Consider the following 11,970-nt stretch of genomic DNA (forward strand, 5'->3'; position numbering starts at 1 on the left):
CGCCGAGGTTAGACTCCTGACAGGGGAAACACGTGAAAGACTTACTCAAGTTTTTGAAGGCTCAGACCAAGACCGAAGAGTTTGACAGTATCAAGATCGGTCTGGCCTCTCCTGACATGATCCGCTCCTGGTCATTCGGTGAGGTCAAAAAGCCTGAGACCATCAACTACCGGACTTTCAAGCCGGAACGTGATGGTCTGTTCTGCGCCCGTATCTTCGGACCGGTGAAGGACTACGAGTGTCTGTGCGGCAAGTACAAGCGCCTGAAACACCGTGGTGTGATCTGCGAGAAATGCGGCGTAGAAGTGACCCAGACCAAGGTCCGTCGCGAGCGCATGGGCCACATCGAGCTGGCCAGCCCGACTGCCCACATCTGGTTCCTGAAGTCCCTGCCGTCCCGTATCGGTCTGCTGCTGGACATGACCCTGCGTGACATCGAGCGCGTGCTGTATTTCGAATCCTATGTAGTGATCGAACCCGGCATGACCAACCTCGAGCGCAGCCAGATGCTGTCCGAAGAGAACTATCTGGACGCACTGGAAGAGTGGGGCGACGAATTCGACGCCAAGATGGGTGCCGAAGCGATCCTTGCATTGCTGCGTGCCATCGATCTGGAAGGTGAAGTCAAGACCATGCGCGAGGAGCTGGATCAGACCAACTCCGAGACCAAGCGCAAGAAGACCACCAAGCGTCTGAAGCTGATGGAAGCCTTCCTGCAGTCCGGCAACAAGCCGGAGTGGATGATCATGACAGTGCTGCCTGTGCTGCCGCCGGACCTGCGTCCGCTGGTACCGCTGGACGGTGGCCGTTTCGCGACTTCCGACCTGAACGATCTGTACCGTCGCGTGATCAACCGTAACAACCGCCTGAAGCGTCTGCTGGATCTGGCAGCGCCGGACATCATAGTGCGCAACGAAAAGCGCATGCTGCAAGAGTCCGTGGATGCCCTGCTGGATAACGGCCGTCGTGGTCGTGCCATCACTGGTTCCAACAAGCGCCCGCTGAAATCCTTGGCCGACATGATCAAGGGTAAGCAAGGTCGTTTCCGTCAGAACTTGCTGGGTAAACGTGTCGACTACTCCGGTCGTTCCGTTATCACCGTAGGTCCGACCCTGCGTCTGCATCAGTGCGGTCTGCCGAAGAAGATGGCGCTTGAGCTGTTCAAGCCCTTCATCTACGGCAAGCTGGAATCCCGTGGTCTGGCGACTACCATCAAGGCCGCCAAGAAAATGGTGGAGCGCGAAGAAGCCGTCGTTTGGGACATCCTGGACGAAGTGATCCGCGAACACCCGGTCCTGCTGAACCGTGCACCGACCCTGCACCGTCTGGGTATCCAGGCGTTTGAACCGACCCTGATCGAAGGCAAGGCCATCCAGCTGCACCCGCTCGTCTGTGCCGCCTATAACGCGGACTTCGATGGTGACCAGATGGCGGTCCACGTACCGCTGACCCTGGAAGCCCAGCTGGAAGCGCGCGCCCTGATGATGTCTACCAACAACATCCTGTCGCCTGCCTCCGGTGAGCCGATCATCGTTCCTTCCCAGGACGTGGTCTTGGGTCTGTACTACATGACCCGTGCCCGTATCAACGCCAAGGGCGAAGGTATGGTGCTGGCCGGCCCGAAAGAAGCCGAGAAGGTCTATCGCGCCGGTCTGGCCGATCTCCATGCTCGTGTGAAAGTGCGCATTACCGAATACCTGCGTCAGGAAGACGGTTCCCTGCGTGAACACACCGAGATGAAGAACACCACCGTTGGTCGTGCGATCCTGAGCCTGATCCTGCCGAAAGGTATGGAATACGCGCTGATCGACGAACCCAAGGTGCTGACTGCCGCCGAGCAGGCCGATCTGGATGCCAATCCGCAGAACTGGATCAAATCCGTATCCAACAAGGCGCTGGGCAAAAAGCTCATCTCCCGTCTGCTGAACACCTGCTACCGCAAGCAAGGCCTGAAGGACACCGTCATCTTCGCTGACCAGCTGATGTATACCGGTTTCCATTACGCGGCCCTGTCCGGTGCTTCCGTTGGTATCGATGACATGGTCATCCCGGATGCCAAGAAAGACATCATTGCGGCAGCCGAAGCCGAAGTCGCCGAGATCCAGGACCAGTTCCTGTCCGGTCTGGTGACCGCGGGCGAACGCTACAACAAGGTTATCGATATCTGGGCCAGCGCGAACGATCGTGTCTCCAAGGCCATGATGGATAACCTCTCCAAGGAGCGGAACGTCAACTCCCTGGGTGAAGAAGAAGAGCAGGCCTCTTTCAACAGCATCTTCATGATGGCCGACTCTGGTGCGCGGGGCTCCGCAGCCCAGATCCGTCAGCTGGCCGGTATGCGTGGCCTGATGGCCAAGCCGGACGGTTCCATCATCGAAACGCCGATCGTGGCGAACTTCCGTGAAGGTCTGAACGTACTGCAGTACTTCATCTCCACTCACGGTGCTCGTAAGGGTCTGGCGGATACCGCACTGAAGACGGCTAACTCCGGTTACCTGACTCGTCGCCTGGTTGACGTGGCTCAGGACATGGTGATCACCGAGGACGATTGCGGCACTACCGAAGGTCTGTGGATGACTCCGCTGATCGAAGGTGGTGATGTGGTCGAGCCGCTGCGTGAGCGCGTGCTGGGTCGTGTGGTCGCCGAAGATGTGATCAAGCCGGGTACTGAAAGCGAGATCCTGGTCGCGCGCAATACTCTGCTCGACGAGTATCTGTGTGACCTGCTGGAGCGTAACTCCGTCGACCGCGTGAAGGTACGTTCTGCCATCACCTGTGAGACCGACTTCGGCAACTGTGCCCACTGCTACGGCCGTGATCTGGCCCGTGGTCACCTGGTGAACAAGGGTGAGGCTGTCGGTGTTATCGCCGCCCAGTCCATCGGTGAGCCGGGTACCCAGCTGACGATGCGTACCTTCCACATCGGTGGTGCCGCATCTCGAGCTGCTGCCGAGAGCAGCATCCAGGTCAAGAACACCGGTAGCATCAAGCTGCAGAACGCCAAGTTTGTTACCAATAGTGCAGACAAGCTGGTTATCACCTCCCGTTCTACCGAACTGACCATCATGGACGAGATGGGCCGTACCAAGGAAAGCCACAAGCTGCCTTACGGTTCCGTCCTGGAAGTGAAAGATGGCCAGGCCGTGAGTGCCGGTGATACCGTCGCCAACTGGGATCCGCACACCCACCCGATCATCACCGAAGTAGCAGGTCGCCTGGACTTCGAACACATGATCGACGGTGTGACCATCACTCGTCAGACCGACGAGCTGACCGGTCTCTCCTCTATCGTCGTGCTGGATGTCAACGAACGTCCGAGCGCCGGTAAAGAGATGCGTCCGACCGTGAAGCTGGTCGACCAGAACGGCAAGGATGTCATGATCCCGGGTACCGATGTAGCCGCCCAGTACTTCCTGCCGGGCAAGGCGATCGTGAACCTGGAGGATGGTGCCAACGTGGGCGTGGGTGACGCTGTCGCGCGTATCCCACAAGAGTCCAGCGGTACCAAGGACATCACCGGTGGTCTGCCGCGCGTTGCGGATCTGTTCGAAGCACGTCAACCGAAGGAACCGGCTATCCTGGCCGAGATCTCCGGTACCATCTCCTTCGGGAAAGAGACCAAGGGCAAACGCCGTCTGGTCATCACCCCGACCGACGGTGGCGACATCTACGAAGAGATGATTCCGAAGTGGCGTCACCTGAACGTGTTCGAAGGTGAAAAAGTTGAGAAGGGTGAAGTGCTGGCAGACGGTCCTGAGTCTGCTCACGACATCCTGCGTCTGCGCGGTATCAGCCCGGTCGCCAACTACATCGCCAACGAAGTGCAGGACGTTTACCGTCTGCAAGGCGTTAAGATCAACGACAAGCACATCGAAGTCATCGTTCGTCAGATGCTGCGTAAGTGCGAGATCCTGAGCGCTGGCGACACCGACCTGATCGAAGGCGAGCAGGTTGAAGTGGCTCGTGTGAAGATTGCCAACCGTAAGCTGGTTGCCGAGGGTAAGACTCCGGCCACCTTCCGTCATATCCTGATGGGTATTACCAAGGCATCCCTGAGCACAGAGTCCTTCATCTCCGCGGCTTCCTTCCAGGAAACCACTCGCGTTCTGACCGAAGCGGCCGTTGGCGGCAAGCGTGATGAACTGCGTGGCCTGAAAGAGAACGTGATCGTGGGTCGTCTGATCCCGGCTGGTACCGGCTTTGCCTACCACCATGCCCGGATCAACCAGCGTGCCGCCGCAGCCCGTGCTGTCGGTGTGCCGCAGGTGACTGCCGATGAGGCTCAGCAAAATCTGGCGGATCTGCTCAACGCAGCCGGCAGTTTTGACGAAGAGTAATCTTCAGCTGCAGTGATTAAAAAGGGCTCCTTCAAGGGGCCCTTTTTGTTGCCCGCCCGCCAGCAGTGCGCTGCACCGGGCTGGGGCAGGGGATGATCCAGTGCAAGGATATAGAGCAAAAAATCAAAAAAAGTTGACATTGATCCCCCGCAATTGAAAACTCGGGAAAGTTGAATGGTTATTACAGGGGTAGAACATGGCTGTCGGTATCGAGGAAGTACTGCTTCCCGAAGAGCAACTGAGCGGTCGCGCTTTTACAGACGAAGACAGGGAATTGTTGCGTTCATATGAGGGCCTCATCGAGGGCCTGGCCGATCTGTTCGGCAAGCACTGCGAAGTGGTGCTGCATTCCCTGGAAAATCTGCATGAGTCAGTGATCAAGATAGCGAACGGATTCAACACGGGGCGGACCCTGGGAGCACCGATCACCGATCTGGCCCTGCGCATGCTCAAGGACATCGAGAGCACGGGTCAGGATCACACCCAGAGCTACTTTGCCCGCAGCCGGACCGGTGCGCTGATGAAGTCGAGCACCATCGCCATTCGCAACCGCGACAAGCAGGTGATAGGTCTTATCTGCATCAACTTGCACATCAATGCGCCTTTCCACGAGTTCGTGGCCGAATTCTTCCCGACGCCCCAGCAAGTGGAGCGTCAATCGCCGGAGACTTTCGCCAACAGCGTGGAGGAGCTGGTCGCCCAGACGGTGGACAACACCATCGACGAGATCAACCGCGATCCCTCCGTGGCCAACAACGCCAAGAATCGTTTTATCGTGACCCAGTTGTTCGAGAAGGGCATATTTGATATCAAGGACTCGATCAACCTGGTCGCCGACAAGCTGAATATTTCCAAACATACCGTGTATCTCTACATCCGACAGCGCAAGCAGGGTGAAGAAGAGAGCGAGTAAGCGCCATAGATAGGGGATAGATAACAATGGCTAAAGAAGTGATTGCAACCGACAAGGCGCCTGCCGCAATTGGTCCTTATGTTCAGGCTACCAAGCTGGGTGACCTGGTGTTCACCTCCGGGCAGATCCCGCTCGATCCGGCCACCATGGACATCGTTGCCGGAGGCATCGAAGCACAGGCCGAGCAGGTGATGAAGAACCTGGTTGCAGTATTGAAGGCGGCGGGGGCCGATACCAGCAAGGTGCTGAAGACCACCTGTTTCCTGAGCGACATGAACAACTTCGTGCCCTTCAACCAGGTCTATGCCCGCTACTTCGGTGACGCTGCGCCGGCGCGCTCCTGCGTGGAAGTGGCTCGCCTGCCCAAGGATGTGCTGGTCGAAGTCGAAGCCATTGCTTACGTCTGAGTCACCGTCATCGGAAGAGCCCCTCTCAGGAGGGGCTTTTTCGTCTTTGAGGTAGAATGGATGAAAATCTGTGCAGGAGTCCGGATATGAGTCTGAATTTTGCCCTGCTGGTCACCGGGCCCGCTTATGGCACCCAGACGGCCAGCACCGCCTATCGTTTCGCCCTGAGCCTCATCGAGCAGGGGCATCAGCTGTCCCACTTGTTCTTCTATCAGGATGGTGTCCATAACGGCAATGGTCTGCATGCCCCGGCCAGCGATGAGACCGACCTGGTGGCGCTGTGGCGAGAGCTGGCCCTGGCGCAGGGCATTGCCATCGATGTGTGTGTCGCAGCCGCCATGCGCCGCGGTGTGCTCGATGAAGCCGAGGCCAAGGGGGTCGGCAAGGCCCAGTTCAATCTGCAGGCCCCGTTTCGTTTAAGCGGGTTGGGTCAGCTGGCCGAGGCCAGTCTGACCGCCGATCGCTTCGTCCAGTTCTAGGGGGATGGAATGACCAAGATAGCCTTTATCTGCCGGCGTGGCCCTCACGGCACGGCGAGTGGACGAGAGGGACTGGATGCCTTGCTGGCCACTTCTGCGCTGACGGAATCCCTGGCGCTCTTCCTCATCGGTGACGGTGTGCTGCAGCTGCTCAGGGAGCAACTGCCACAGGGGATATTGCAGCGCCACTACGCCCCGACCTTCAAGATGCTGGAACTGTACGATGTCGAGGAGGTCTATGTCTGTGCGGCGTCGCTGGCCGAACGTGGTCTGAGGGCCGAGGATCTGCTGATCCCCGTGACGGTGCTGAGTCCGGCCGAGATCCGCCGCCAGTGGGATAACTTCACCACCCACATCAGCTTTTGAGGTGCCCATGATACAGTTGGTATTGAGCTCGCCCTTCCTCAGCCAGGACCTCGAGCAGGTGCTGCGTTATCGTCAGGAAGCGGATCTGCTGGTGCTGATGCAGGACGCCGTGGTGGCGACGACGGCCCCGCAGTGGTGTGAGCGATTGAGCGGGATCCCTCTCTATGTGATGGGGGAAGACCTGAAGGCGAGGGGGTTGTCCCCCAGGATCGGGATGGAACTCGACATGGCCGGCCTGATCAAGCTGATCGCCGAACAGGGATCACCGCAGACCTGGGCGGGCTAGTTTTGATTTTTGCCTGTTGGCTCAGGTGGTTATCACAATAATGGCGAGATGTCATTTGCCCTTTGGGCGCACGAATTGTATAAATCTTGACTCCCCAGACAACAGGGCATAAAATTTCGCGTCCCCGTATCTGCGGGGAGGATTTTTCACACGTTTATGAAGTCATTATCAGGAGCCTTTTGATGGCAACTATTAACCAGTTGGTTCGCAAGCCACGCATCAAGCTCGTTGTGAAAAGCAACGTGCCGGCGCTGGAAGCGTGCCCTCAGAAGCGTGGCGTATGCACCCGTGTATACACCACCACCCCCAAGAAGCCTAACTCTGCACTGCGTAAAGTGTGCCGTGTACGTCTGACCAACGGCTTCGAAGTCACCTCCTACATCGGCGGTGAAGGTCACAACCTGCAGGAGCACTCCGTTGTTCTGATCCGTGGCGGTCGTGTCAAGGATTTGCCAGGTGTTCGTTATCACACCGTTCGTGGTGCGTTGGACTGTGCCGGTGTTAAAGACCGTAAGCAGGCTCGCTCCAAGTATGGCGTGAAGCGTCCGAAAGCTTAATGGTTCTCCGTTAAGTAAGGCCAAACGTTAATTCGTTTCTAGTTAGATAACTTTCTAGTTTTGGGTAACCCCTGAAGTTACGGAGAATTTGAAATGCCAAGACGTCGTGTTGTTGGTCAGCGTAAAATCCTGCCGGATCCCAAGTTCGGATCAGAGCTGCTGGCTAAATTTGTCAACGTAGTAATGGTTGACGGTAAGAAATCTGTTGCAGAAGCCATCGTTTATGGCGCCCTGGACATCATTGCCACCAAATCTGGCAAAGAGCACCTGGCCCTGTTCGAAGTCGCTCTGGACAACATTCGTCCGGCGGTCGAGGTTAAATCTCGTCGCGTCGGTGGTGCAACCTATCAGGTACCGGTAGAAGTTCGTCCGGTTCGTCGCAATGCCCTGGCAATGCGCTGGTTGGTTGATGCCGCTCGTAAACGTGGTGAAAAATCAATGGCTCAGCGTTTGGCTGGCGAGCTGCTGGATGCCGCTGACAATAAGGGTTCGTCTGTCAAGAAACGTGAAGACGTTCACCGTATGGCTGAAGCGAACAAGGCCTTCGCTCACTTCCGCTGGTAATCCGCTTGCGCAGGGTCTTCTGGCTCTGCGCACCTTTAATTATCTGGGGACAAGTGCCCTAGTAAGAGGATGACAATGGCTCGTACAACCCCCATTGAGCGTTATCGTAACATCGGTATCTCTGCTCACATCGACGCCGGTAAGACTACTACTACCGAGCGCGTTCTGTTTTACACCGGTGTAAGTCACAAGATCGGTGAAGTTCACGATGGCGCCGCCACCATGGACTGGATGGAACAGGAACAAGAGCGTGGTATCACCATCACCTCCGCCGCGACCACCGCTTTCTGGTCCGGTATGGGTAAACAGTTCCAACCGCACCGTATCAACATCATCGATACCCCGGGCCACGTTGACTTTACTATCGAAGTAGAGCGTTCAATGCGTGTTCTGGACGGCGCCGTGATGGTGTACTGTGCCGTAGGTGGCGTACAGCCACAGTCTGAGACCGTATGGCGTCAGGCTAACAAGTACAAGGTTCCCCGTATCGCGTTCGTCAACAAGATGGACCGTACCGGTGCCAACTATCTGCGCTGCGTTGAGCACATCAAGACCCGTCTGAAAGGTACCCCGGTTCCGCTGCAACTGAACATCGGTGCAGAAGAGAACTTCAAGGGCGTTATCGACCTGGTCAAGATGAAAGCCATCAACTGGAGCGAAGCTGACCAGGGCGTGTCTTTCGATTACGAAGACGTCCCGGCCGAGCTGCTGGAACAAGCGCAAGAAATGCGCATGAACCTGGTTGAAGCCGCTGCCGAAGCGTCCGAAGACCTGATGGAAAAATACCTGGGTGGTGAAGAACTGACCGAGGAAGAGATCAAGAAAGCTCTTCGTCAGCGTGTTCTGAACAACGAAATCATCCTGGTTACCTGTGGCTCCGCGTTCAAGAACAAGGGCGTACAGGCCATGCTGGATGCCGTGGTTGACTATCTGCCGGCTCCGACCGACGTAGCAGCCATCGACGGTCTGAAGCTGGATGGCGAGACCAAAGACGAGCGTCATGCTTCTGATGACGAGCCGTTTGCTGCTCTGGCATTCAAGATTGCTACCGACCCGTTCGTAGGCAACCTGACCTTCTTCCGCGTTTACTCCGGTGTGGTTAACTCCGGTGACTCCGTGCTGAACTCTGTCAAAGAGAAGCGTGAGCGTTTTGGCCGTATCGTTCAGATGCACGCCAACAAGCGTGAAGAGATCAAAGAAGTTCGCGCAGGCGACATCGCCGCTGCCATCGGTCTGAAAGACGTGACCACTGGTGACACCCTGTGTGACGAAAAAGCGCCGATCATCCTCGAGCGTATGGAATTCCCTGAGCCGGTAATCTCCATCGCCGTTGAGCCGAAAACCAAGGCTGACCAGGAGAAGATGGGTCTGGCACTCGGCCGTCTGGCGCAGGAAGATCCCTCTTTCCGCGTATGGACTGACGAAGAATCTGGCCAAACCATCATCGCCGGTATGGGTGAGCTGCACCTGGACATCATCGTTGACCGTATGCGTCGCGAGTTCAAGGTAGAAGCGAACGTAGGTAAGCCGCAGGTTGCCTACCGTGAAACCATCCGCACTACCGTCAAGGACATCGAAGGCAAGCATGCCAAGCAGTCCGGTGGTCGTGGTCAGTACGGTCACGTTGTGATCGACATGTACCCGCTGGAAGAAGGCAAAGCCTACGAGTTCGTTAACGACATCAAGGGCGGCGTGATTCCTGGTGAGTTCATCCCGGGTGTTGACAAGGGTATCCGTGAGCAGCTGAAGTCCGGCCCGCTGGCAGGCTATCCGGTAATGGATCTGGGCGTGCGTCTGCACTTCGGTTCCTACCACGATGTCGACTCCTCCGAACTGGCGTTCAAAATCGCTGCTTCCATGGCCTTTAAGGCTGGCTTCATGAAGGCCAACCCGGTTCTGCTCGAACCGATCATGAAAGTAGAAGTTGAGACTCCGGAAGACTACATGGGCGACGTGATCGGTGACCTGAACCGTCGTCGTGGCCTGATCGAAGGTATGGAAGACGGCCCGTCCGGCAAGATCGTTCGTGCTCTCGTGCCGCTGGCCGAGATGTTCGGTTATGCGACTGCCCTGCGTTCCGCTACCCAGGGTCGCGCTTCCTACGCCATGGAATTCGCCAAGTATCACGATGCCCCGACTAACGTCGCCCAGGCCGTGATCGAAGAGCGCAAATCCAAGTAATTTATGATTCCCCGCCTACGACGGTAGGCGGGTTTAACCTAGAAGGACTACGTCGTGTCTAAAGAAAAATTTGAGCGTAATAAACCGCACGTTAACGTCGGCACCATCGGCCACGTTGACCACGGTAAAACCACCCTGACCGCCGCCATCACCAACGTGCTGGCCAAGCACTTCGGTGGTAAAGCTTTCGCCTTCGACCAGATCGACAAGGCGCCGGAAGAGCGTGAGCGTGGTATCACCATCAACACCTCCCACGTAGAATACGACACCGCGATCCGTCACTACGCCCACGTAGATTGCCCGGGTCACGCCGACTACGTTAAGAACATGATCACCGGTGCTGCCCAGATGGACGGCGCGATCCTGGTAGTAGCCGCGACTGACGGCCCGATGCCGCAAACTCGTGAGCACATCCTGCTGGGTCGCCAGGTTGGTATCCCGTACATGATCGTGTTCATGAACAAGTGCGACATGGTAGACGACGAAGAGCTGCTCGAACTGGTCGAGATGGAAGTTCGTGAACTGCTGACCGAGTACGACTTCCCGGGTGATGACCTGCCGGTAGTTCGTGGTTCCGCGCTGAAAGCGCTGGAAGGCGACGCAGCATGGGAAGAGAAGATCATCGAGCTGGCTCACCACCTGGATACCTACATCCCGGAGCCGGAGCGTGCAATTGACCAGCCGTTCCTGATGCCTATCGAAGACGTCTTCTCCATCGCTGGCCGTGGTACCGTTGTTACTGGTCGTGTAGAGCGCGGTATCGTCAAAGTAGGCGAGACTGTAGAAATCGTTGGTATCAAAGACACCGTTTCTACCACCTGTACCGGTGTTGAAATGTTCCGCAAACTGCTGGACGAAGGTCGTGCCGGTGAGAACGTTGGCGCACTGCTGCGTGGCGTGAAGCGTGAAGAAGTTGAGCGTGGTCAAGTACTGGCCAAGCCGGGCTCCATCAAGCCGCACACCAAGTTCGAATCTGAAGTGTACGTACTGTCCAAAGAAGAAGGTGGTCGTCATACTCCGTTCTTCAAGGGCTACCGTCCGCAGTTCTACTTCCGTACTACCGACGTGACCGGTACCATCGAACTGCCGGAAGGCGTAGAGATGGTAATGCCAGGCGACAACATCAAAATGGTTGTTACCCTGATCGCCCCGATCGCGATGGACGACGGCCTGCGTTTCGCTATCCGTGAAGGTGGCCGTACCGTAGGTGCTGGTGTTGTAGCTAAAGTTATCGCTTAATCGATACTTTAAATGCACACATGAAAGGGGTGGCTTCGGCTGCCCCTTTTTCTTTTTGGGGTCCTGTGCCCTATGAGATACTCTGCAAAATCATTTATTGAGGTAGTCCCCAGTGAGCAAGCCCGCCATTTTTCTGGACCGTGACGGTGTCATCAACGAAGACACCGGTTATGTCAGCCAGGTCGATGACTTCCATTTTCTGCCCGGGGTGATCGAAGCCCTGCAGCTGCTGAAGAAGAAAGGCTATCTGTTGATCGTCGTCACCAACCAGTCCGGCATTGCCCGCGGCTACTTTAGTGAAGACGACTTCATGAACCTGACCGAGTGGATGGACTGGTCACTGGCCGACCGGGACGTTGATCTTGATGGCATCTATTTCTGCCCCCATCATCCGGATCACGGAGCTCCCTGCGATTGCCGCAAACCTGCACCCGGCATGCTGCTGTTGGCGCAACAGGAGCTGGGCATCGACATGGCGCGTTCCTATATGGTGGGTGACAAGCCTTCCGACCTGAAAGCGGCCGCAAATGCTAAGGTCGGGCATAAAGTGTTGGTCAGAACGGGTAAAGCAGTGACTGATGCTGGTATCGCATTGGCTGATGCCGTCTATGACAATCTGCACGATTTTGCCGTTTCAGTAC

General features: G+C 56.7%; 11 protein-coding genes (1 of these 11 only partly in view). All 11 read left to right on the forward strand.

Translation table 11 applies throughout. The features are described 5' to 3' along the window. Nucleotides 1–32 precede the first annotated feature (32 nt). Entirely contained in the window at nucleotides 33–4,337 is a 4,305-nt protein-coding gene (gene rpoC, locus WIR04_RS01315; protein WP_025328614.1) for a DNA-directed RNA polymerase subunit beta', read from the forward strand. Between the two features lie 196 nt (nucleotides 4,338–4,533). Beyond that, complete coding sequence (locus WIR04_RS01320; RefSeq protein WP_025328613.1) at nucleotides 4,534–5,250, forward strand: helix-turn-helix transcriptional regulator; 717 nt, start codon at nucleotides 4,534–4,536, stop codon at nucleotides 5,248–5,250. A gap of 26 nt (nucleotides 5,251–5,276) precedes the next feature. Then, nucleotides 5,277–5,657: a RidA family protein gene (locus WIR04_RS01325; RefSeq protein ID WP_025328612.1), complete on the forward strand. Its 381-nt coding sequence runs from the start codon at nucleotides 5,277–5,279 to the stop codon at nucleotides 5,655–5,657. 86 nt (nucleotides 5,658–5,743) lie between these two features. Beyond that, nucleotides 5,744–6,136: a sulfurtransferase complex subunit TusD gene (gene tusD / locus WIR04_RS01330; RefSeq protein WP_041204397.1), complete on the forward strand. Its 393-nt coding sequence runs from the start codon at nucleotides 5,744–5,746 to the stop codon at nucleotides 6,134–6,136. Between the two features lie 9 nt (nucleotides 6,137–6,145). Continuing rightward, on the forward strand, nucleotides 6,146–6,502 hold the full coding sequence (tusC, locus tag WIR04_RS01335) for a sulfurtransferase complex subunit TusC (protein ID WP_025328610.1): 357 nt from the start codon (nucleotides 6,146–6,148) through the stop codon (nucleotides 6,500–6,502). Between the two features lie 7 nt (nucleotides 6,503–6,509). Then, complete coding sequence (gene tusB / locus WIR04_RS01340) at nucleotides 6,510–6,788, forward strand: sulfurtransferase complex subunit TusB (RefSeq protein WP_025328609.1); 279 nt, start codon at nucleotides 6,510–6,512, stop codon at nucleotides 6,786–6,788. 182 nt (nucleotides 6,789–6,970) lie between these two features. After that, on the forward strand, nucleotides 6,971–7,345 hold the full coding sequence (rpsL, locus tag WIR04_RS01345) for a 30S ribosomal protein S12 (RefSeq protein ID WP_005306278.1): 375 nt from the start codon (nucleotides 6,971–6,973) through the stop codon (nucleotides 7,343–7,345). Nucleotides 7,346–7,438: 93 nt separating this feature from the next. Then, the gene (rpsG, locus tag WIR04_RS01350) at nucleotides 7,439–7,909 is read left to right on the forward strand and encodes a 30S ribosomal protein S7 (protein ID WP_010675949.1); all 471 of its coding nucleotides are present in this window, start codon (nucleotides 7,439–7,441) and stop codon (nucleotides 7,907–7,909) included. A gap of 75 nt (nucleotides 7,910–7,984) precedes the next feature. Then, nucleotides 7,985–10,090: an elongation factor G gene (gene fusA / locus WIR04_RS01355; RefSeq protein WP_025328608.1), complete on the forward strand. Its 2,106-nt coding sequence runs from the start codon at nucleotides 7,985–7,987 to the stop codon at nucleotides 10,088–10,090. A gap of 54 nt (nucleotides 10,091–10,144) precedes the next feature. After that, nucleotides 10,145–11,329, forward strand: a complete 1,185-nt coding sequence (tuf, locus tag WIR04_RS01360) for an elongation factor Tu (protein WP_025328607.1) — start codon at nucleotides 10,145–10,147, stop codon at nucleotides 11,327–11,329. Between the two features lie 112 nt (nucleotides 11,330–11,441). After that, nucleotides 11,442–11,970, forward strand: partial view of a D-glycero-beta-D-manno-heptose 1,7-bisphosphate 7-phosphatase gene (gene gmhB / locus WIR04_RS01365; protein ID WP_338889933.1) — the 5' portion only. It continues 14 nt past the right edge of the window; 529 of the gene's 543 nt are visible here — the first part of the coding sequence; its start codon is at nucleotides 11,442–11,444; the stop codon falls past the right edge of the window.

It is taken from the genome of Aeromonas rivipollensis (assembly GCF_037811135.1).
Lineage (GTDB): Bacteria > Pseudomonadota > Gammaproteobacteria > Enterobacterales > Aeromonadaceae > Aeromonas > Aeromonas rivipollensis.